A 21,550-nucleotide genomic window follows, 5' to 3' on the forward strand; every position below is an offset into this window, starting at 1 on the left:
GGGTCGAGCTGGAAAGGGGTCGAGCATGCAGCTGTCCTTCCTGCGCCCGCTCTACGACCGACCCGGGCCGTGGTGCTCGGTGTACCTGGACGCCTCGGCGGACACCGAGGACGCCCACCCGGCGCTGGACCTGCGCTGGCGCGCCCTGGAACGCCGCCTGATCGAACAGGGGGCGGACGAGGCGAGCGTCGCCGCGCTGGACCGGGTGATCCGGGGTCACGACCCGATGGCCGGGGACTACGGCCTGGCGGTCTTCGCCAGCCACGGTCGGGTGGCGCTCTCCGAGTACCTGTCCGCGCCGCCGCTGCGCGACCTGGCCAGTTTCGGGCCGTTGCCGCACGTCATGCCGCTGCTCGCCCAGCGCGGCGAACAGGTGGCCTGGGTCCGGGTGCTGGCCGACCGCACCGGCGCGGACGCCGTCGCGGTCAGCGCGGGCGGGGTGCCCCGACGGGCGCACGTCGCCGGCCGGGAGAGCTTCCCGCTGCGGCGGGTCCAGCCCGGCGGTTGGTCGCAGTCGCGCTACCAGCGGGCCGCCATGGAGGCGTGGCACCAGAACGCCGGCGACGTGACCGCCGCGACCGTGGAGCTGGCCGACCGGGTCGGTGCGGACGTCGTGGTGGTGGCCGGTGACGTCCGGGCCACCGGGATGATCGCCGCGCAGATGCCGCCGCGCTGGCAGGACCTGGTCGTCCGTACGGACGCGGGCTCCCGGGCCGGCGGCGCCGACCAGAGCCTGCTGGACGACCTCACCGTGCAGACCATCGCGGAGGTCGCCGACCAGCGGATCACCGCCGCGCTGGACAAGTTCGGCGTGCAGGAGGACGTGGGCGCCGGACTCGACGCGGTCGTCTCGGCGCTGCAACGCAACCAGGTCGACACGATGATCATCGTCGACGACCCGTCGGCCAACGGCGAGCTGTGGATCGGCCCCGAGCCGACCGAGATCGCCGTCGACCCGGCCCAGTTGAGCGCGATGTCGGTCGACGACCCGCAGCGGGTACGCGCCGACGCGGCGCTGGTCCGGGCGCTGGTCGGCACCGACGCGGCGTTGACGGTGCTCGGCGCGGACGAGGCGCCGCAGCTCACCGACGGCGTCGGGGCGGTGCTGCGCTACGTCGACGCCGGCACCCCGGGGCGCGGCAATGGCTGAGCGCCGGGTCGCGGACCTGGTGGTCGAGCGGCTCCGGGCCTGGCGGGTCCCGCGCGTCTTCGGCTACCCCGGCGCGGCGATCACCCCGCTGATCGAGGCGCTGGAGAACGCCGGGGGCGACCCGGCGTTCATCCCGGCCCGGCACGAGGAGACCGCCTCGTTCATGGCCACCGGGCACGCCAAGTTCACCGGCGGCATCGGGGTCTGCCTGGCCACCCAGGGACCGAGCGCGGTGCAACTGCTCAACGGCCTCTACGACGCCAAGCTCGACAGCAAGCCGGTCGTGGCGATCGTCGGCGAGGACGTCACCGGACCGTTGGGCGGCGCGCACCAGCAGATCGGGCTGAGCCGCCTGTTCGGCGACGTGTGCAACCAGTTCGTCCAGTACGGCCGCAGCCCCGCCTCCGTACCCGCGCTGCTGGACCAGGCGTTCCGCACCGCGGCGGCGACGCGCAGCCCGACCTGCGTGGTGCTGCCGCGGTACCTGCAGGAGTCCCTGGTGCCCGACCTGGGGACACACGCGGCGGGCGTGATCACGGCGACCCCCGGTGAGCCGCTGGCCCGGGTGCTGCCGCACGAGGTGGACCTCGACGCCGCCGCCCAGGTGCTCGGCAACGGCCGGCGCACCGCGATCCTGGTGGGCCAGGGCGGCCGGGGCGCCGCCGCCGAGATCGTCGAGCTGGCCGACCGGCTCGGCGCCGGGGTGGCGACGTCGCTGCTGGGCAAGCCGATCCTGGACGAACGCCTGCCGTTCCACGCCGGGGTGCTCGGCGAGGTCGGTACCCCGGCCGCGGCCGAGCTGATGGGCGGCTGTGACACCCTGCTGCTGGTCGGCACGAACGACCCGTGGACCGACTACTTCCCGATGCCCGACCAGGCCCGCACGGTGCAGATCGACATCGACGGCACCCGCATCGGCAGCCGTTACCCGGCCGACGTGCCGCTGGTCGGGGACGCCACCGAGACGCTGCGGGCACTGCTGGAACGGGTGCCCGCCCGGCCCCACCAACAGTGGCGCGCGACGGTGGAGAGCACCGTCGACCGCTGGCGCGCCACCGCCGCCGACCGGGCCGCCGCGCCGGCCGAACCGATCAACCCGCAGCTCGTGCTCCAGGAGCTCTCCACCCGGGTGCCGCCCGCCGGGTCGGTCGCGGTCGACGTCGGCTCGGTCCTCTACTGGTACGCCCGGCACCTCGTCCTGCCGCCCGGCGTGAACGCGCAACTGTGCGGAACGCTCGGCTCGATGGGCTGCGCCCTGCCGTACGCGGTGGCCGCCAAGCTCGCCGCGCCCGACGCGCCGGTGGTCGCGCTGCTCGGCGACGGGGCCATGCAGCTCAACGGCCTCGCCGAGATGATCACGGTGTCGCACCACTGGCAGGACTGGGCCGACCCACGGTTGGTGGTGCTCGTGCTCAACAACCGCGACCACAACGGGATGGGCGGTGGGCGGCAGCCGTCAGCGGACCTGATGCGCCGCCGCCCCGATGTCCCGTACGCCGGCTGGGCCCGGCTGCTCGGGCTGCACGGTGTCCGGGTGGACCGGCCGGAGCTGGTCGGCGCGGCCTGGGACGAGGCGCTCGCCGCGGACCGGCCCTGCGTCCTGGAGGCCGTGGTCGACCCGGCGGTCTCGCTGGCGCCCCCGGAGCCGGCCTTCGCCGACCTGCGGGGCCTGTACGCCGAGGGGGAGCCGGCCCGGCGCGTCCGCGAGCAGGTGGAGCAGGCCGTGGCCGTCGAGGATCTCGTTTAGGCACATCCCGCCAGGGCATCAGTAGCGGCCCGACGATGCTGGAGGTCCCATGCCGGAACCCGCCGACCGCCGCTACGGTCCCGCGCCCCTACCGCTGCCGCGCGGCCCGCTGTCGGCGGCGGTGACCGCTGCGCTGCGCCGCGCGCCGGACGACCTGCCCGCGCACCTCGGCGTCGATCTCGACCCGGCGGACCCGCTGACCGACGAAGACCTGCAACTGACCCTGTTCCTCTGCTACGAGCTGCACTACCGCGGCTGGCAGGGCGTCGACGAGGGCTGGGAGTGGCAGCCCACCCTGCTCGCCCTGCGGGCCCGCGCCGAGCGGCCCTTCGAGGCGGCGCTGCGCCGGCTGGCCGGCGTACCGGCGGTGCCCGCCGAGGGAGTCGCCGCCGGGCTGGCCGAGCTGGTGGCGGCCGACGACGGGCCGTCGCTGGCTGCCGCGCTGCAGCGGCGGGCCGACCTCACCCAGTTCCGCGAGTTCGTCGCCCACCGCTCGATCTACCACCTGCGCGAGGCGGACCCGCACAGCTGGGCGTTGCCGCGCCTCGGCGGCCCCGCCAAGGCCGCCCTCGTGGAGATCCAGACCGACGAGTACGGCAACGGTCGGCTGGACCGGATGCACGCCGAGCTGTTCCGGCGCACCCTCGACCGGTTGGGAATGGACACCGGCTACGGCGCCCACCTGGACGTGGTGCCCGCCGTGACCCTGGCGACCAACAACCTGATGTCCCTGTTCGGGCTGCACCGACGGCTGCGCGGGGCGCTGCTCGGGCACCTGGCGGCCTTCGAGATGACCTCGTCCCTGCCGAACCGCCGCTACGGCAACGGGCTGCGCCGCCTCGGTCTGGACGAGGTGGCCACCCGCTTCTACGACGAGCACGTGGAGGCGGACGCGGTGCACGAGCAGATCGCCGCGCACGACCTCTGCGGTGGTCTGGTCCGGACCGAGCCGGCGCTCGCGGAGGACGTGCTCTTCGGCGCAGCGGCGGCGCTCGCGGTGGACCGGCTCTTCGCGGCGCACCTGCTGGACAGTTGGGCGGCCGGCCGCAGCTCGCTGCGTTCACCCGCGTTGCCGTCCCCGCCGCCGACCGTCCCGCTCGTCGGGTCGACACCGGTGACCACCGCGGTGCCGGTCGCCCCGCTGGCGCCGAGCGCGTTCGTCTGACCCCGTCCGGACCCGCTGGCGGCGTGGCTTTCCGGGTGGCGGCGTGGCCGCCCCCGGCTGGCGGCGTGGCTTCCCTGGTGACGGTCTCCTGGGTGGCGGCATAGCCAGGGGTCCGCCTGGTCCATGTTCTCCCTTTGCTCTGCTTCACCCGAGGCAATGGTTGCGGGGCGTTTGTGTCGCGTCCGTGTAAGCAGAGCAAAGGGGCCGAGCGGCAGAGTCGAGCGACGGGGCCGAGCGGCAGAGTTCGGGCGGCGGAGTCGAGCGACGGGGCCGGGCGGCAGAGTCGAGCGACGGGGCCGGGCGACGCGGGCTCGATCAAGGGGGCCGAGCGACGGGGGCTCGAACGAGCGACGGGGGCGGGGGTCACCCCTCGCGGGTGACGCCCGCCCGGAAGTTGACCACCTTGTGCGTGCCGTCGCAGAACGGCTTGAGCGCCGACTTGCCGCAGCGGCACAACGCCACCGTGCCCCGGCGGGCATCGATCCGCTCGCCGTCCGGGGTCACCAGCGCGAAGTCCCCGCGCACGAGCAGCGGACCGTCCTCGTACGGGGTGATCGTGGCGGCGGCGGGCTCGCTGGTGTCGTCGGTGCGCATGGGCCCCGATGTGCCCGCGCCAGCCCGGGTGAAACCTGCGCGGCCGATCGCCGGTGATGACCGCCGCACCCCGCTGACCAGCGGATTGTGCCGCCGGGTGGGTGATGCCCCGTTTGAACCCCATCGGGACGGGAAGCCGGGCCGCGTGGTGAGCGAACGAGGCAAGGTGGGGCCGGTGCACAAGGTGCACAAGGGGCTCACGGCCGATGGCGCCGGCCTGGCCGGCGACCGGGTCGTGACCCAGGGCAGCGCCGCCCGGGTGCTGGTCGCCGCCACCGCCCGCGCGCTGCGCGGCGAGGACTGCGCCGACCTCGGGCACACCGGGCCCGTCTCGCGGTTCCCGACGGCGCCCGAGCCGGTACGCCGGGCCGCGGTGACCCGGGCCGCCGGCCGGGTCGCCCTCACCGTCGAGCAGGTCGGGGAGGTGGACGCGGCCCGGGTGGCGCGCTGGTTCGTCGACCAGTACCCGCGCCGCAGCTACCCCGGGGTGCTCATCGGCTCGCCGCACGGCGCGGCCGCCCATCTCGCGGTGGCCCTCGGCGTGCCGTGGCTGCCCGCCGGCTTCGAGATGACCGCGCACTGGACCGACGGGGCGGTGGACCGTCCCCGGGAGGCGCTGGAGCACGGGGGCGCGCTCGCCCAGCGGCTGCTCGGCGGCAACCCCGACCTGCACCTGCGGCAAGTGCACTGCCCGGCCAGCCGGGGAACCCTCACCGGCGTCACCGTCTCGCTGGCCGCCCGCTGGCGGTCGCTGCCGGTCGCGTACGCGCGGTTCCTGACCGACCGGCTGAGCGCCGGAGCGCCGGTGCTGCTGGTGCGCGACGCGCGCACCTGGCCCGTGCTGGAAGGCGGTCCCGGGCACAGCTTCCAGGTCGGCTCTCCGGCCAGCGGGCTGGACCCGGTGGACTTCCACCCGGACAGCCACGCCCTGCGGCAGGTCCTGCGGGCGGTGGGCGGGGACGCGACCCGGTGGGCGCCGCCGGAGGTGTCGGTGCCGTCCGGCGACGCCGAGCACGGCATGGACCCGGGATTCGAGCGGGCCGCCCGGGACTTCGCGACCCGGCACGGCCACCCGCTGCACCGGCTGCTGGTGCCCCGGCCGGCGGCGTTGAGCGCCGCGGTGGCCGACCTCTACCGGCGGTGGCTGCGGGCCGCCGGTAAGACCGGTGACCGGTTGGTGGTGGAATGCGGTCGGCTGCTCGATCCGTGGCAGGTGGTGCGGGCGGGGCTGGTGCCGTACTGGTGCGAGAACGCCACCCGCCGCACCGTGGACGAGGCCGAATGGTGGCTGGCCGGCAGCGAGACGTTCAGTTCGGTGGACGTGCTGCCCGAGCCGCCCGGGATGCGCTCGCCCGCCCTGGCCGGCCTGCCGCAGTGGTTGGCGGTCGCCGGCTTCGGTCGGCGTCGCCGGGCGCTGGACCGGACCTCGGCGCGTGGCTACCCGGTGACGTCCGTACCGACCCGCCGGGCCACCGAGGTCATCCGCGCCCAGCCGTACGACCTGCCCGTCCCGCCCCCGCTGGGGGCCGCCGAGGCCCTGGCGGTGCTCCGGGACACCGGCGGCCACCAGGGATTGCTCGTCTCCTGAAGGGGAGGACGCCGAAACTTCCTCGCGAACCCGGGGTCCCGTGATTGAGTACCTGAGGAGCGGGAACATCGCTCGCTGCGACGACCTGATCGCGCTGCGTAGAGATGTTGTCGCCCGCTGGCATCCCAGTCACAGACCCACTTTCCGGCCCGGTGCGTGGCCCGACCACGCGCACGACCGGTTTCCCGATCCGGGCGGGGGACCTTCCTGAGGGAGGCGCGGATGTTCGGACAGACGAGCACGACCACGACCACACCACCACCCACCGAGCGTGGTCTGGAGGACCTCGACGCGGCGGCGCTGGCGTACGCGGCCCGGATCGAAGGGCTACCGCCGGAGCGGCGACAGGAGGCGCGGGACGACCTGGTCCGCTTCGCGCTGCCGTTCGCCGGCCGGCTGGCCCGCCGGTACCGGGGCAGGGGCGAACCGCTGGAGGACCTGGAGCAGGTGGCCCGTTTGGGGCTGGTCAACGCCGTCGACCGGTACGACCCGGAACGGGGTTCGTTCACCGCGTACGCGGCGATCACCATCGTCGGCGAGATCAAGCGCCACTTCCGGGACCGCACCTGGGGTGTGCACGTACCCCGGCGGCTGCGCGACCTGATCCTCGAGGTGGGACAGGCCACCGCCGCGCTGACCAGCGAGTTGTCCCGCGCGCCGTCGGTGGCCGAGCTGTCGGCCCGGCTGGAGACGCCGGAGGAGGAGATCCTCGCCGCGTTGGAGTCGGCGGCCGGTTACAGCCCGGCGTCGCTGAACGCGCCGGTCGGCGGGGAGAGCTCGGCGGAGTTCGGTGACCTGGTCGGCGAGTCGGACAACGCCCTGGAATCGGTCGACGACCGGGTGACGGTGAGCGGACTGCTGCACCGGCTGCCCTGGCGCGAGCGCCGCATCCTCGCCATGCGCTTCTACGGCAACCAGACCCAGGCGGAGATCGCCGCCCGGTTCGGCATCTCGCAGATGCACGTGTCCCGACTGCTGTCGCGGGCTCTGACCTGGCTGCGGCAGGCCATGCTCGCGGACGCGCCGCCGCCCTGGCAGAACGGCGCCGCCGAACCGGACCCGGGCAAGACCCGCATCTCGGTACGGCAGAACGGTGACCGGGTGGTCGTCGAGGTGGGTGGCGAGGTCGACCGGGACGGCGCGGACCAGTTGCGCCGGGCGATGCTGGAGGCGGTCACCGGCCAGCCGAGCGAGGTCGTCGTCGACCTGGTCGGCGCGGGCGGGTTCGACGCCGGCGGGATCGCCGCGCTGGTGGCGGGTCGGGAGGCCGCGGAGCGTACCGGTGTGCCGTTGCGGCTGACCCGGGTCCAGCCGGCGGTGCGCCGCTCGCTCACCGCCGCCGGGCTGCCGCCCGCCCGGGACTGACCACCCGAATACGGTAGGGGCCCGACACCGGTCCGGTGTCGGGCCCCTTGGCGCGTACCGAAATCTCAGCGGTCCTTGTTCTCGCCGTCGCTGTGCGGGTGCCGCCAGCGTTCGTGCGGCTTGGGCGCGTCCTGCGCGTCCTGCGGCGCGTCGCTGCTCTCGAAGCTCGGCCGCCGGATGCCCTCGGGCTCGGGCACGTCCACCGGGCGGGCGCCGGACTCGGGCGCCGGCTGGTAGCGGGCCGCCTCCGCCGCGCCGTGCGCGCCCTCGGGGGCGGGCGACTCCGGCGCGTGGTGCTCCAGGTGCATCTCGTCGCCGAAGTGCTGTGGCGGCTTCGTGGTGCGCTGCGGCAGGTCCCGGCCCAGGTCGGCGACGAGCGGTCCGTACTTGAGGTCGAACGCCGGACGCTCGGAGCGGATGCGGGGCATCTTGTCGAAGTTGCGCAGCGGTGGCGGGCAGGTGGTCGCCCACTCCAGCGAGTTGCCGAAGCCCCACGGGTCGTCCACCGTCACCATCGCCCCGTACCGCCACGACTTCCAGGCGTTGTAGATGAAGAAGAGGGTGGACAGGCCGAGGATGAACGCGAAGATGCTGGAGATGGTGTTCAGGGTGGTGAAGCCGTCGCTGGGTAGGTAGTCGGCGTACCGGCGGGGCATGCCCTCGGCGCCCAGCCAGTGGTGCACCAGGAAGGTGCCGTGGAAGCCGATGAACATCGTCCAGAAGTGCGCCTTGCCGAGCCGCTCGTCGAGCAGCCGCCCGGTCATCTTCGGCCACCAGAAGTAGTAGCCGCCGAAGAGCGCGAAGACCACCGTGCCGAACACCACGTAGTGGAAGTGCGCCACCACGAAGTAGCTGTCGTGGGTGTGGAAGTCCGCCGGCGGGCTGGCCAGCAGCACCCCGGTGAGGCCGCCGAGCAGGAAGGTCACCAGGAAGCCGATGGCGAACAGCATCGGCGTCTCGAAGGTGAGCTGCCCCTTCCACATGGTGCCGATCCAGTTGAAGAACTTCACACCGGTGGGCACCGCGATCAGGTAGCTCAGGATGCTGAAGAACGGCAGCAGCACCTGCCCGGTGGCGAACATGTGGTGCGCCCACACCGTCATGGACAGCACGGTGATCGCGATGGTCGCCAGCACCAGGCCGGTGTAACCGAAGATCGGCTTGCGGGAGAACACCGGGATGATCTCGGTGATGATGCCGAAGAACGGCAGCGCGATGATGTAGACCTCGGGATGGCCGAAGAACCAGAACAGGTGCTGCCAGAGCATCGGCCCACCGGTGGCCGGGTCGTACACGTGCGCGTTGAGCAGCCGGTCGGCCGAGAGGGCCAGCAGCGCGGCGGCCAGCAGCGGGAAGACCAGGATCACCAGCACGCTGGTGAACAGCATGTTCCAGGTGAAGATCGGCATCCGGAACATGGTCATGCCGGGCGCCCGCAGGGTCAGGATCGTGGTGATCAGGTTGACCGCGCCGAGGATGGTGCCCAACCCGGAGACGACCAGACCGAGCACCCACATGTTCGCGCCCACGCCGGGGCTGTGGTCGACGTCGCTCAACGGGCTGTACGCGGTCCAGCCGAAGTCCGCCGAGCCGCCCGGCGTGATGAACCCGCCGATCACCATGAGGCCGCCGAACAGGTACAGCCAGTACGCCAGCGCGTTGAGCCGGGGGAACGACACGTCCGGCGCGCCGATCTGGATCGGCACGATGAAGTTGGCGAACCCGAAGGCGGCGGGCGTGGCGAACAGCAGCAGCATCACCGCGCCGTGCGAGGTGAAGAGCTGGTTGTACTGCTCGGAGGAGAGGAACTGCAGGCCCGGCCGGGCCAGCTCGGCGCGCATCACCATCGCCTGCAGGCCGGCCACCAGGAAGAACCCGAAGGAGGTCAGCAGGTACAGCACACCGATCTGCTTGTGGTCGGTGGTGGCGAGGAACTTGATCAGGGAGTTGCCGGGGACCGGCGTCCGCAACGCCCCGGGAAACCCCCCGAAGCGGGCCGGTGCCAGGATCGCCGGGCCCCGATCGCGAACGGGTTCCGTGGTTACCCGCTTGGGCATGGCTGCTCACCCCGTCGTGACGGCAGAAAGGACGGGCGTGCCTACCCGACCCTCGCACCATGTAACCAGGATTAAGCGGTAATTTCGGTCAGATCGCCGGTACCGGTCGAAGCGCCCCAGGGCCTCAGGTGGCCGGCAGCATCGCCCAGACGGCCTTACCCTGCCCCGCCGGCACGCTGCCCCAGCGCTGCGCCAGCTCGCGGACCAGCAGCAGTCCGCGGCCACCCTCGGCCCGCAGGTCCAGGCCGGCGGGTTGGGCCGCCGCCGAGCTGCCGTCCACCACGGCCAGGTGCAGGTACGGCCGTCGCAGCGTCACGGTCACCTGCATGGGCGTGCCCACGTGCCGGACCACGTTGCCGACCAGCTCGGTGAGCACGAGCGCGGCCGGGCCGGCCGCGTCGGGCAGGTTCCACCGGGCACACGCGTCGCCGACCAGCTCCCGGGCCCGCCGGCAGGCCTCCGCCACCGGCTCCAACCGGACCCGGATCCGCAGCGCGCCCTGCGCGCCGGCCATCCGGGTCGCCTCCGCGCAGTCCCGCGACACCGGGACCACCCGGCACGTCGTCGATTCGGCCAGCCACCGGGCGGCCGCCGGCGGCGGGGCGCAGAGCACCACCGGCACGGCCGGCCACTCCTCGGCACGCCGGGCCGTCGCCGCGAAGACCGACAGCGCCAGCCGGTCCCGCACGGTCACCTGGGCGAGATCGACCACCAACGCCTCCGGCTGGGCGGCCAGCGCGCCGTCCAGCGCCTGGTGCACCGAGCGCATGGTGCCCAGGTCCAGGGCGCCGGTGAGCCGGACGACCGCCACCGGCGCGGACTCGCGCACCTCGCAGGTGATCCGGCTGGCCATCGGGGCGCCCTCGATTCGCTGGTCGGTCGGGATCTGCCCACTACCCGGGGTCCCGCGTCAGCAAACCGGACCGATCGGTCAGGGCGACGCGGGTCACGGCCGCCGGGGCCGCGCGGTCAGCAGGCCCAGCGCGATCAGGCCGAGGCCCAGGCCGAGGTGCAGCCAACCGTCGGCGGAGTTGACCGGCAGGACGTTCGCGCCGGTGTCGTGGTCCACCGCCAGCCCGTAAAGCCAGAGCACCAGGTAGATCGCGCCGCCGCCGACGAGGAAGGTCCGCGCGCCGCCGACCGTCCGCGCCAGCGCCAGGCCGACCACCCCGAACAGCAGGTGTACGAGGTTGTGCAGCACCGACACCTGGAAGGCGCCGAACAGGAACGCGCCCGAGGTGTGCCCGGCGAAGCGCAGGTTCTCCGTACCACTGGTGATCCCCGGTACGAAGCCGAGTACGCCGATCGGCAGGAACAGCACGGACGCGGCGCTCGCCGCGCGGCGTACCGGCGGCTTGCCGTCGGCCGGGTTGGCCCGGGCCCGGGAGTGCGCCATCGGTCCGACCATCACCGGCTCCCTCGCTGCGCGGCAGGCGTGCGGGGTGCGCCTACCCGTCGCCGCCAAGGGCAAACGTGCCGGCGACGGGGCTCAGACCGGTTGCAGGCGCGACGCGGTCGCCAGCTCGCGGACCCGCTGGTACAGCCCGAGGTAGCGCTCGGCCATCACCGCGGGGGTGAACCGCCGGGCCGCGACCCGACGGCACTCCTGCGGATCGAGCAGGTCCGCGGCCAGCACCAGCTCGGCCAGCTCGTCCTCCTCGGTGGTGAGCAGGCCGGTGCGTCCGTGCTCGATCAGCTCGGGCAGGCAGCCCCGGGCGGTGGCCACCACGGGCGTACCCAGGGCCAGCGACTCGACCACGGCCGTGCCGCCCGGCTCCTCCCAGCGCAGCGGGAACAGCGACGCGCGGGCGCTGGCCAGCAGATCGTCGCGCTCCTGCCCGGCCACGGTGCCGATCCAGCGGACGAGGTCACCGTCGACGTGCGGCGCCACCTCGTCGAGGAAGAACCGGACGTCCGGGTTCTGCCGGGCCTCGTCGCCGGCCGCGGCCAGGTCCGCCGGCCGGTGGTACGGACCCACCGGACCGGCCAGCACCAGCGGTACGCCGATCCGCTGCGCCAGCCGCGCGCCCACGTCCTGCCCCTTGCCCGGGTTGATCCGACCGAGGATGAGCAGGTGCTCGCCCTTGGCCGGGCCGGGCCGCCGGTCGGCGTCCACGGCCAGCGGCGTGGACAGGTGCACGTGACCCACCGAGTGCTCGCGCAACGCCAGCGGCGCCCGAGCCAGCTGCGACGCCGAGACGCCGTTGACCCGGACCCGGTCGCCGCCGTCCAGGCTGCCGTAGAGCGCCGGATGCTTGGCCAGGTCCCAGTGCAGGGTGTGCAGCACCGGCGGTCCGGACGGCCCCATCGCGGTGAGCGTGGCCAGCCCGACCGCCTCCACGTGGTCGTGCACCAGGTCGATGTCGTCGCGGGAGTGCAGCTCGCGGACCACCCCGGCCAGGTGCGCCTGCGCGATGCCACAGACCTGGTTGTACGGCCGTTGCAGCGCGCCGAACTGCCCGTCGGGGAAGACCGACACCTTCTCGTCCACCGGCAGGGCGCTGGACTCGACCGAGGCGAGCACCACCCGCACGCCGAGCCGCCTCAGCTCCGGCACCAGGGTGGCGATCACGTTCTCGATGCCGCCGTACCCGGGCGGCGGCACCGACAGCCACGGGCCGGCGTTCATCAGCACGGTGAGGCTCATCGGCGGTCCCTTCGTACTCCGGCGGCGAACTGCCGAGCCGGGGCGCTCACGCGGCGGCCACCCGTCGGCGGGGGACCCGGTGGCGCAGCTCGGCCAGTGGCGGGCGCTCCTCGATGGAGACGTCGCTGACCACGATCTCCCGGTCCAGGTTCGGCAGGGTGTCGGAGCCGCCCCGGCGGAACTGGGTCAGCAGCGCCTCCGGCATCAGACCGGGGGTGGCCCATCCGCGTCGTTGCAGCCGCGACCACGCGGTCAGCATGATCTGCGCGGACATCCGGCCCAGCGCCGCCGTGTCCTGGTGACGGTGCTTACGCTCGCCCAGGTCGACCTGCGCCAACGCGTCCAGGCCGACCAGGTCCAGCAGGTCGATCATCATGGCCGTCTCCACGCCGTACCCGGAGACGAACGGCACCCGGGCCAGCACGTCGCGGCGGCCGGCGTACTCACCGGCGAGCGGCTGCACGAAACCGGCCAACTCGGGCCAGAAGAGGTTGAGCAGCGGCCGGGCCATCAGCTCGGTCACCCGCCCGCCGCCGTCCTGCTCCACGGTGGCGGCCCCCACCAGCGGCCGGTGGTAGAAACCCTTCACGAAATCCACCGACGGGTCAGTGAGCAGCGGCCCGAGCAGACCGGTGACGAAGTGCGGACGGAACTCCCGCAGGTCGGCGTCGATGAACGCCACCACGTCCCCCTCGGCGGCGGCCAGCCCCGCCCAGAGCGCGTCGCCCTTGCCGGTGAGCCGCGGCAGACCCCGGGTCATCGCGTCCTGGCTGACCACCTCCGCGCCGGCGGCCCGGGCCACCTGGGCGGTGCGGTCGGTCGACCGTGAATCCACCACGATCAGCTCGTCCACGAGGGCGACCCGGTCCATCAGGTGCTCCCGGATGGTCGACACGATCGCGCCGACCGTCGCCTCCTCGTTTCGGGCCGGCAGCACCACGCTGACCCGGCTCTCGCCCTTGGCGCGCAGCAGCCGGCGTACCGGCCAGTCCGCGGCCGACGTGGTCCGGTACGTGGCCCACGCCTCCACCACCGGTGACACGGTCGTATCCCGCACAGGCACCCCTCCGTTCGTGCGTGGAACAAGCAGGGCAGTAGTTCCCACTCGCCGCCACGCGCTAACCGTTCCCAGGGCAACAGCTTGATCACGACGTGGCATCGCTGCGTTCCCGGGGGATGAACGTTTGATTGCGCACACGCCAGGGGACTGCTCCCAGCGGAACCGAAACCCTCTCGAAAGAGGTTGTCGAATGGTGAGATGCCGGGTGGGCCTGATCGGGGCCGGCGGGGTGGCGCAGCGTCACGCGCGGGTGCTCTCCGGATTCGACGACGTCGAGATCGTCGGGGTGACCGACGTGGTGCCGGAGGCGGCGTCCGCGCTGGCCGCGCGGCACGACGCGCCGACCTGCGCCGACGTGGCCGAGCTGCTGGCCGCCGGTCCGGACGCGGTGTACGTCTGTGTGCCGCCCTTCGCGCACGGCCCCGCCGAGGAGGCGGTGATCGACGCCGGGGTGCCGATGTTCGTGGAGAAGCCCGTCGCCGTGGACCTGGGCACCGCCGAGCGCATCGCCGACCTCGTCGCCCGGCGCGGGCTGCGCACCGCCGTCGGGCACCACTGGCGTTACCTGAGCGTGCTCGACCAGGCCCGCGAGCTGCTCGCCGACCGGCCGGTGCGGATGGTCAGCGGCGCCTGGCTGGACAAGGTGCCGCCGGTCGCCTGGTGGTCGCGACGGGACCGCTCCGGCGGCCCGGTCGTCGAGCAGGCCGCCCACGTACTGGACCTGATCCGGGTGCTGGCCGGCGAGGTCACCGAGGTCACCGCGTACGGCGACGGCACGCCGCCGCCCGTCGAGGGGGCCGACATCGACTCGGTGACCACCGCCACGCTGCGCTTCGCCACCGGCGCGGTCGGTACGCTCAGCGCCGCCTGCGTGCTCGGCTGGAAGCACCGCGCCGGCCTGGAGATCCTGGCCGACGGGCTCGCCCTGGCGCTGAGCGAGGACGGTCTGTCGATCCGGGACGCCGACGGCGAGCGGCACGTACCCGCCGACCCGGAGGCCGCCCGGGTGGCGGTCGACCGCGCGTTCGTCGACGCGGTCCGTGGTGTCGGCGACGACGTGCGCGTCCCGTACGCCGAGGCGTTGAACACCCAGCGGCTGGCCCTCGCGGTGGCCGACTCGGCCCGCAGCGGCCGGCCGGTGCGGCTCAGCACGCCCGCCGCGACGGTCGTGCCGGCCACCGGGGTGACCGTCGATGCGTGATCGGGTCGTGGCGGTCACCGCCCCCGGTCGGGTGGCGCTCGTCGAGGAGGAGGCCGCCGCGCTGCGGCCCGGCATGTTCCGCGTCGAGACGCTGTTCAGCGGCGTCTCCGCCGGCACCGAGTTGAGCTACGTCAAGGGCACGAACCCCTACCTGAACGTCACCTGGAACGCCGACCTCGGGCTGTTCCAACCCGGCGCGGCCAGCACCCCGTACCCGGTGACCCGGCTGGGTTACATGCAGGTGGGCCGGGTGGTGGAGAGCGCCACCCCGGCGGTCGCGGTCGGCGCGGTCGGCGCGATGACGTACGGGCACCGCACCGGTTGGCTGGCCGACCCGGTCGCCGAACGGTTCGTGCCGTTGCCGGACGACCTGGACCCGTTGCTCGGCGTCTACGTCGCGCACATGGGCCCGATCTGCGCCAACGGTCTGCTGCACGCCGCCGCCGACCTGCACGGCGCGCAGGTCCGTTCGCTCGGCGACGGGGTACGCGGTCGGCGGGTCGCGGTCGTCGGCGCCGGAGTGGTGGGTCTGCTGACCGCCCTGCTGGCCCGCCGGCACGGCGCCGCGTCGGTGGTGGTGCTCGATCCGACCCCGCAGCGGCGGCAGGTCGCCGAGGCGCTCGGCCTCGAATCGCTCGACCCGGAGGCGGACGACCCGGCCGTGGTGCTGAAGACCCGGTGGGCGCACGTCGCCGGCGACCGGGGCGCCGACGTGGTGTTCCAGTGCCGGGGGCAGGCGTGGGCGTTGCACCTCGCGCTGCGGTTGCTGCGTCCGCAGGGCACCGTGATCGACCTGGCCTTCTACCAGGGCGGCGCGGACGCGGTCCGGCTCGGTGAGGAGTTCCACCACAACGGGCTGGCGCTGCGCTGCGCCCAGATCGGGCGGGTGCCTCGCGGCCTCGCGCCCACCTGGGACCGGGAACGGCTCTCCGCCGAGACCGTCGACCTGCTGCGGACGTACGGGGACGTCATCCGTAAGCACCTGGTCTCGGCGGTGGTGCCGTTCGACGAGGCGCCCACCCTGCTCACCGACCTGGCCGAGCGCCGTCGACAGGAGCTCCAGGTGGTCCTGGCCGTGTGAGGCGCCGTCGCGGCGTGACCTGGCCGGCTACCGTTCGCCCCATGAGCACCCCGACGGCCCCGCCGCCCGAGAGTCGACCGGTCGGCCTGCGCTCCCTGCTGCCGTACCTGCGGGAGCACCGGGGCACCCTCGTCGTGGTGGGCGTGTTGTCGCTGGCCGGTTCGGCGGCGTCGTTGGCCCAGCCGCTGCTCACCCGGTCGGTGCTCGACCGGATCGGCCGCGCACACCCGGTCTGGTGGCTGGTGGTCGTGCTGGTGGGGCTGGTGGTGCTCGGCGCGGCGATCGGCGGGCTGCGCGACTACCTGCTGCAACGCACCGCCGAAGGGCTGGTGCTGGGCACCCGGCGACGGCTGGCGGCCCACCTGCTGCGGCTGCCCATCGCCGAGTACGACCAGCGGCGCACCGGTGACCTGCTCTCCCGGGTGGGTTCGGACACCACCCTGCTGCGGGCGGTGGTCACGTCCGGGCTGTTCGAGGTGGTCACCGGGGCGGTGATGGTGGTCGGGGCGGGCACCGCGATGGTGCTGCTCGACCCGCTGCTGTTCGGCGTCACCCTGCTCGGGGTGGGCCTCGGGCTGGGCTTCGCGGCGACCTTCGCCCGGCGGGTCCGGGCGCTGGCCCGGGCCGCCCAGGAGCGGGTCGGCGAGATGACCTCGGCGGTGGAACGGGCCATCTCGGCGGCCCGGACCATCCGGGCCAGCCGGGCCGAGGCCCGGGAGGCGGACACCGTCGCCGGCAGCGCCCGCGAGGCGTACGCGGCGGGGCTGCGGGTCGCCCGGGTGCAGGCGCTGATCGGCCCGATCGGCTCGGTCACCGTGCAGGGAGCGTTCCTGCTGGTGCTCGGCATCGGCGGGGCGCGGGTCGCCGCCGGGGCGATCTCCGTCGGCGACCTGGTCGCCTTCGTCATGTACCTGTTCCTCCTGGCGTTGCCGCTGGGTCAGGTGTTGCGCGCGTACACCCAGTTGCAGTCCGGTCTGGGCGCGTTGCAGCGGATCGAGGAGATCCTGGCCGTGCCGGCGGAGGGCGCGGTGGACGCACCGACGGCCGGGACCGCGACGACGACCCCGCGCCGGCCGGTGCCCATGATCGAGTTCGACCGGGTCGGGTTCGGCTACCCGGGGGGCGCGCCGGTGCTGCACGACGTCAGCTTCGCGGTGCCGGCCGGCACCCGTACCGCCCTGGTCGGCCCGTCGGGCGCCGGCAAGTCGACGCTGCTGGCCCTGGTCGAGCGCTTCTACGAGGTGAGCGCCGGCGCGGTCCGGGTCGACGGCGTCGACGTGCGCGAGCTGCCCCGCGACGCGTTACGGGCCCGGCTCGGCTACGTGGAGCAGGAGGCGCCGGTGCTCGCCGGCACGCTGCGCGAGAACCTGTTGATCACCGCCCCCGACGCGACGGACGACCGGCTGCGCGAGGTCCTCGACGAGGTCAACCTCACCCACCTGGCCGAGCGCACCCCGCTCGGCCTCGACGTGCAGGTGGGCGAGGGCGGAGTGCTGCTCTCCGGGGGCGAGCGGCAGCGGCTGGCCATCGGGCGGGCCCTGCTGGCCGGCCCGCCGGTGCTGCTGCTCGACGAGCCGACCAGCAACCTCGACGCGCGCAACGAGGCCGCGCTGCGCCGCGCCATCGACGCGGTGGCGGTCCGCCGCACGCTGTTGATCGTGGCGCACCGGCTCGCCACCGTGGTGGACGCCGACCAGATCGTCGTGCTCGACGGCGGCCGGGTGGTGGCCGTGGGCACCCACGCCGAACTGACCGCCACCGACCCCCTCTACCGGGAGTTGGCCACCCACCAACTGCTGGTCGCCTGACGGTCTCCCCGACGCGGGCAACTTGCCGGGCAGCCGGGCCGCCCGTGTCGGCCAGAATCGCGTACCGTTGCCGCTCATGGGTGTGTCGCAACGGTTCAAGAGCAAGTTCCGGCGTTTCCTCCAGCGCCCGGGATCAACCGTGGATCTTGCTCCGCTGGAGAAGCTGCTGCCGGCGATCGAGGCGCGCGAGGACAACCTCGCCGCGCTTGACGACGCCGAGTTGACCGAGGCCGCCGGCACCGCCGTCGGCTACGAGGAGATCTGCGCGGTCGGCCGCGAGGCCGCCCGTCGGGGCCTCGACCAGCGACCGTACGACGTGCAGCTGCTCGGCGCGATGGCGCTGCTCTCCGGCAAGGTCGCCGAGATGGCCACCGGTGAGGGCAAGACCCTGACCGCCACCATCGCCGCTTACGGGCACGTCCGGCTGGGCAACGGGCCGGTGCACGTGCTCACCGTCAACGACTACCTGGCCCGCCGCGACGCCCAGTGGATGGAGCCCGTCTACAAGCTGCTCGGCCTGACCGTGGGCTGGGTCAACGAGGCGTCCACGCCACAGGAGCGCCGCGACGCGTACTCCTGCGACGTCACCTACGTCTCGGTCAGCGAGGCGGGCTTCGACTACCTGCGCGACCAGCTCGTCACCGACGTCGAGGACCGCGTGCAGCCGGTGCTGACCACCGCGATCATCGACGAGGCCGACTCGATCATGATCGACGAGGCCCGGGTGCCGATGGTGCTCGCCGGCGCGGTGCCCGGCGAGCAGGACCCGGTGCACGCCGCCGCCGCGCTGGTGCGCGGCCTGCGCAAGGGTCGGCACTACACGATCGCCGAGGACGGGCGCAGCGTGGCCTTCACCTCCACCGGCCTGGCCGCCGTCGAGGCCAAGCTCGGCATCGACCTGTACGACGAGGAGCACGTCGAGCAGCTCTCCGCGGTCCACGTGGCGCTGCACGCCCAGACCCTGCTGCACCGTGACGTGGATTACATCGTCCGGGACGGCTCGGTCGAGCTGATCGACGAGATGCGCGGCCGGGTGGCCCAGCGCCGTCGCTGGCCCGACGGGCTCCAGGCGGCGGTCGAGGCCAAGGAGGGGCTGGACGCCACCGCCGAGGGCGAGGTGCTCGGCACCATCGCCGTACAGGCGTTCATCGCGCTCTACCCGAAGGTGTGCGGCATGACCGCCACCGCGGTGCTGGTCGGCGACCAGTTGCGGGAGTTCTTCGACCTCGAGGTCGCGGTGATCCCCCCGAACACGCCGTGCATCCGCGAGGACGAGCCGGACCGGATCTACGCCACCCGCGCCGAGAAGGACGAGGCGCTGATCGACGAGATCCGCCGCTGCCACGACGCCGGGCGGCCGGTGCTCGTCGGCACCCTGGACGTCAAGGAGTCCGAGGCGCTGGCCGCCGGGCTCAACGCGGCCGGCGTGTCCTGCGTGGTGTTGAACGCCAAGAACGACGACGAGGAAGCGGCGATCATCGCCGAGGCCGGCGCGTACGGCGCGGTGACGGTCTCCACCCAGATGGCCGGTCGGGGCGTCGACATCCGCCTCGGCGGCAGCGACCAGGCCGACCGGGACCGGGTGGCCGAGTTGGGCGGCCTCTACGTGATCGGCAGCGGCCGGCACGACAGCCGCCGCGTCGACGACCAGTTGCGGGGCCGCGCCGGCCGGCAGGGCGACCCGGGTGGCTCGGTCTTCTTCGTCAGCCTGGAGGACGACCTGGTCGTCCGGCACGCCGCCGACGCGGTGCCGCCGTCGCCGCGGATGAACGCGGACGGCCTGGTCACCGACGAGCAGGTCGACTACGCGGTGGAGCACGCCCAGCGGGTCGCCGAGGGCGTCAACCACGAGATCCACCGCAACACCTGGCGCTACAGCGTGGTGATCGAGCAGCAGCGCAAGGCCCTCGCCGCCCGCCGCGAGCGGCTGCTCACCAGCGACGTCGCGGCGCTGATGCTGCTGGACAAGGTGCCCGAGAAGGCCGGCGAGATGGACGAGGACCTGCTCGCCCGGGCGGCCCGGTCGATCGCCCTGTTCCACCTGGACCGGCTCTGGGCCGAGCACCTGGCCGAGCTGTCCGAGGTGCGCGAGGGCGTACACCTGCGGGCCCTGGGGCGGCTCGACCCGCTCGACGAGTTCCACCGGGCGGCCGTGCCGGCGTTCAACAACCTCGTCCCGGAGATCGAGGCGCGCACCATCGCCACCTTCACCGAGACCGAATTCGATGAGGATTGGCAGCCCGACGACGGCACCCTGGTCCGGCCGACCGCCACCTGGACGTACCTGGTGCACGACAACCCGTTCGGCTCCGAGCTCGACCGGCTGATCGCCTCGATCGGGCGGCGGCTCAGCGGCGCCTCACGCTGATCGGCTCACGGGGCCTCCGCCGTACCTCCGGGTAGGGCGGAGGCCCCTCCTTGCGCCGTTTCGATCCCGGTTTGCGAGGGTAGTAGGGCGGGTCGGTCAAGGCGGAAGAGAGCAGACGATGGCACACGTGACGACGATGTCCGGATGCGCGCGAGGGCACACGAGGGCAGTGCGACGGTGAACCTGGACACGCAGGAACCGGTGGTCGAACGACTCGGGGTGCTGGAGACGGCCGCGCTGCTGCGGGAGTTGACCGCCGGCCTGATCGGCCTGACCGATTTCGATGAGGCGCTGCTGGCGCTGGTCCGGGTCACCCGCGACGCGGTGGCCGGGGTGCGCTGGTGCGGATTCACCGCGCTGCGCGCCGGCGAGCCGGCCGGCGTGGCCGCCTCCGACGACCGGATGGCCGGCCTCGACGACCTGCGCCACGGACCGGACTCCCCGGCCATGGAGGCGATCCGACGCCGCGAGATGATCCTCGCGGTCGACCTGACCGGCGAGGCGCGGTGGCCGGACTGGACGCCCCGCGCCCGCGACCTCGGCGTCCGGGGGGTGATCTCCGCGCCGGTTGACATCGACGACCAGGTGATCGGGGCGATCAACCTGTACGCCGCCGCGCCCGACGTGCTCACCCCGCAGCACCAACTCACCGCGATGCTGCTCGCCGAACACGCCGGTCTGCTGCTGGCCGCCGTCCGGGACCGGGGCCGTCAGCAGGCGCTCGCCGGTGAGCGCGACGCGTCGCTCCTGCACGAGGGTGTGGTGGGCCAGGCGATCGGGGTGATCATGACGCAGCGGGGATGCCCGGCCGCCGAGGCCCTGGACGTGCTGCGCACCGCCGCCTCGTCGCTGGACATACCGCTGCGTGAGGTGGCCGAGCGGCTCGTCCGGACGGTCTCCCGTCCCCGCGAGAGCTGACCGCCGACCGGCCCGGTGATGCCCGTTCTCCCGGTCGGCGGCGAGTCGGGCGGCATCGTTTCACCCGGCGAGGGCTCGGGTAGCAGTCTGGTACCGATGGACTGCGCTGACCCTGGGGAGGACCGATGCAGAGCCGGCTGCGGGTGCAGGGGCACCCCATCCAACCGATGTTGGTGACGTTCCCGCTCGGGCTCTTCGTCAGCGCCACGGTCTTCGACCTGACCGACGTGATCGGTGGGCCGGTCTTCCTCGGCGAGGTCGGCTACTGGACCGGCGTCGCCGCCCTCTTCGCCGCCGCCATGACGGCGATCGCGGGCATGGTCGACCTGTGGGACGTGCCGGTCGACGGCACCCGCCGTACCGCCATCGCCTTCAACCTGGTGAACGCGGCCATGGCAGGCCTGTTCCTGGTCACCAGCCTGGTCCGCGCCCACTCGCCCGATCGCGGCGCGACGGCCGCGATCCTGGCCACCGAGCTGCTCGCGCTGGCCGCCGGCGGGGTCGGCGTGTACCTGGGTGCGCGGCTCATGCGCCAGTTCGACGGCGGTCGCGTCGAGACCGGCAGCCTCGACACCCTCGCCGGTGGCACGGTCGAGGTCGTCCGCCCCCGCCCGTGACGCGGGCTGTGCCGCGTCACCCTCTCCGGTTCGGTTCGCGTGATCGACTCGGGTTTCGCGTGATCGACTCGGCTTCCGGAAAGACGGGGCGTCGGCGGTTCGATGACAGGACGGCTTCCAGAACCCCGAGTCGATCAAGCCCTGGGTAAATGGCTTGTCGCCCGGGCGGCGGGCCGGCGAGGCT

General features: G+C 73.6%; 17 protein-coding genes. 11 read left to right on the plus strand and 6 right to left on the minus strand.

The window, feature by feature from the left end; translation table 11 throughout:
• The first annotated feature begins 25 nt into the window (after positions 1-25).
• Genes AC3EN4_RS17680 through AC3EN4_RS17690 form a run of 3 tightly spaced genes read left to right on the plus strand, consistent with a single transcriptional unit; the run spans position 26 to position 4,062 of the window.
• On the plus strand, positions 26-1,150 hold the full coding sequence (locus AC3EN4_RS17680) for a baeRF2 domain-containing protein (RefSeq protein ID WP_435206917.1): 1,125 nt from the start codon (positions 26-28) through the stop codon (positions 1,148-1,150).
• Positions 1,143-2,897, plus strand: a complete 1,755-nt coding sequence (locus tag AC3EN4_RS17685; protein WP_435206918.1) for a thiamine pyrophosphate-binding protein — start codon at positions 1,143-1,145, stop codon at positions 2,895-2,897. Before AC3EN4_RS17680 ends, AC3EN4_RS17685 begins: the two co-directional genes overlap by 8 nt.
• 49 nt (positions 2,898-2,946) lie before the next feature.
• The gene (locus AC3EN4_RS17690) at positions 2,947-4,062 is read left to right on the plus strand and encodes an iron-containing redox enzyme family protein (RefSeq protein WP_435206920.1); all 1,116 of its coding nucleotides are present in this window, start codon (positions 2,947-2,949) and stop codon (positions 4,060-4,062) included.
• A 363-nt stretch (positions 4,063-4,425) separates the two neighbouring features.
• Here the strand turns inward: AC3EN4_RS17690 and AC3EN4_RS17695 are convergent, their stop codons facing one another.
• Positions 4,426-4,656, minus strand: a complete 231-nt coding sequence (locus AC3EN4_RS17695) for a CDGSH iron-sulfur domain-containing protein (protein ID WP_435206921.1) — start codon at positions 4,654-4,656, stop codon at positions 4,426-4,428.
• Between the two features lie 175 nt (positions 4,657-4,831).
• Between AC3EN4_RS17695 and AC3EN4_RS17700 the strand changes: the two genes are divergently transcribed.
• Together AC3EN4_RS17700 and AC3EN4_RS17705 are read left to right on the plus strand one after the other, a co-directional pair.
• Complete coding sequence (locus AC3EN4_RS17700; RefSeq protein ID WP_435206922.1) at positions 4,832-6,244, plus strand: hypothetical protein; 1,413 nt, start codon at positions 4,832-4,834, stop codon at positions 6,242-6,244.
• A gap of 222 nt (positions 6,245-6,466) precedes the next feature.
• Complete coding sequence (locus AC3EN4_RS17705) at positions 6,467-7,609, plus strand: SigB/SigF/SigG family RNA polymerase sigma factor (RefSeq protein WP_355052419.1); 1,143 nt, start codon at positions 6,467-6,469, stop codon at positions 7,607-7,609.
• 65 nt (positions 7,610-7,674) lie between these two features.
• Here the strand turns inward: AC3EN4_RS17705 and ctaD are convergent, their stop codons facing one another.
• From ctaD to AC3EN4_RS17730, 5 genes are all read right to left on the minus strand, one after another.
• Positions 7,675-9,666: an aa3-type cytochrome oxidase subunit I gene (gene ctaD, locus AC3EN4_RS17710; RefSeq protein WP_435206923.1), complete on the minus strand. Its 1,992-nt coding sequence runs from the start codon at positions 9,664-9,666 to the stop codon at positions 7,675-7,677.
• 124 nt (positions 9,667-9,790) lie between these two features.
• Positions 9,791-10,519: an STAS domain-containing protein gene (locus AC3EN4_RS17715; protein WP_435206925.1), complete on the minus strand. Its 729-nt coding sequence runs from the start codon at positions 10,517-10,519 to the stop codon at positions 9,791-9,793.
• A gap of 93 nt (positions 10,520-10,612) precedes the next feature.
• Positions 10,613-11,074, minus strand: a complete 462-nt coding sequence (locus tag AC3EN4_RS17720) for a DUF4383 domain-containing protein (RefSeq protein WP_435206926.1) — start codon at positions 11,072-11,074, stop codon at positions 10,613-10,615.
• A gap of 81 nt (positions 11,075-11,155) precedes the next feature.
• Positions 11,156-12,313, minus strand: coding sequence for a glycosyltransferase (locus AC3EN4_RS17725; protein WP_435206928.1), 1,158 nt, complete (start codon positions 12,311-12,313; stop codon positions 11,156-11,158).
• 46 nt (positions 12,314-12,359) lie between these two features.
• The gene (locus AC3EN4_RS17730) at positions 12,360-13,343 is read right to left on the minus strand and encodes a glucosyl-3-phosphoglycerate synthase (RefSeq protein WP_435207066.1); all 984 of its coding nucleotides are present in this window, start codon (positions 13,341-13,343) and stop codon (positions 12,360-12,362) included.
• 220 nt (positions 13,344-13,563) lie between these two features.
• Between AC3EN4_RS17730 and AC3EN4_RS17735 the strand changes: the two genes are divergently transcribed.
• The 6 genes from AC3EN4_RS17735 (at position 13,564) to AC3EN4_RS17760 (ending at position 21,366) form a co-directional block, all read left to right on the plus strand.
• Positions 13,564-14,574, plus strand: a complete 1,011-nt coding sequence (locus AC3EN4_RS17735; RefSeq protein ID WP_435206930.1) for a Gfo/Idh/MocA family protein — start codon at positions 13,564-13,566, stop codon at positions 14,572-14,574.
• A complete protein-coding gene (locus AC3EN4_RS17740; RefSeq protein ID WP_435206931.1) occupies positions 14,567-15,655 on the plus strand; it encodes a zinc-binding dehydrogenase in 1,089 nt (362 codons plus the stop codon). The genes AC3EN4_RS17735 and AC3EN4_RS17740 overlap by 8 nt, the downstream gene beginning before the upstream one ends.
• Positions 15,656-15,696: 41 nt before the next feature.
• Complete coding sequence (locus AC3EN4_RS17745) at positions 15,697-17,463, plus strand: ABC transporter ATP-binding protein (RefSeq protein ID WP_435206933.1); 1,767 nt, start codon at positions 15,697-15,699, stop codon at positions 17,461-17,463.
• A 76-nt stretch (positions 17,464-17,539) separates the two neighbouring features.
• On the plus strand, positions 17,540-19,831 hold the full coding sequence (secA2, locus tag AC3EN4_RS17750) for an accessory Sec system translocase SecA2 (protein WP_422740029.1): 2,292 nt from the start codon (positions 17,540-17,542) through the stop codon (positions 19,829-19,831).
• Between the two features lie 177 nt (positions 19,832-20,008).
• The gene (locus AC3EN4_RS17755) at positions 20,009-20,749 is read left to right on the plus strand and encodes a GAF and ANTAR domain-containing protein (protein ID WP_435207068.1); all 741 of its coding nucleotides are present in this window, start codon (positions 20,009-20,011) and stop codon (positions 20,747-20,749) included.
• A 125-nt stretch (positions 20,750-20,874) separates the two neighbouring features.
• On the plus strand, positions 20,875-21,366 hold the full coding sequence (locus AC3EN4_RS17760) for a DUF2231 domain-containing protein (protein ID WP_435206935.1): 492 nt from the start codon (positions 20,875-20,877) through the stop codon (positions 21,364-21,366).
• Positions 21,367-21,550 lie beyond the last annotated feature (184 nt).

The organism is Micromonospora sp. bgisy143 (genome assembly GCF_057708145.1).